This window comes from Roseibium sp. AWQ4_254, assembly GCF_056161025.1.
In genome coordinates this window covers 1-459 of record NZ_JBSWYH010000108.1, presented here as the reverse complement: position 1 = coordinate 459, position 459 = coordinate 1, and the positions used below count along the sequence as shown (strand labels likewise).

At 59.7% G+C, this 459-nt stretch carries 1 protein-coding gene; it reads right to left on the bottom strand.

Features of this window, described 5'->3' with window-relative positions:
* On the bottom strand, positions 1-459 hold a 459-nt coding region (locus tag ACXAIC_RS24825), incomplete at both ends, for an IS66 family transposase (protein ID WP_475187128.1).

Below are 459 nucleotides of genomic sequence, written 5' to 3'. Positions count from 1 at the left end.
GTTTTGGTCTTCTTCGTTCCCGGAGCCTGAAGCTTGACCGGGGTGTCATCGGCAAAGAGCGCTTCCCCTTGCCGGACCATGCGGCCGATGGCATCCGCCAGGGGCTCAAGCAAGGCAGTGGAGCGCCCCACCCAATCAGCCAGGGTGGAGCGGTCCAGATCGATGCCTTCCCGGCCAAAGATCTGAGACTGGCGATAGAGCGGAAGGTGGTCCGCATATTTGGAAACCAATACATGCGCCAAAAGTCCCGCTCCCGGCCGTCCACGCTCAATCGGACGCGATGGCAAGGGCGCCTGAACAATTCTCTCGCAGCAAGAACAGGACAGGCGCGGTCTGACAATACGGTTCACGATAAACCGGCCAGGCACATATTCCAGCTCTTCGGTAATGTCCTCACCCAGTGTCTTCAGCTTGCCGCCACACCGAAGGCAGGCTTCGCCCGGCATCAAGATCGTGTCA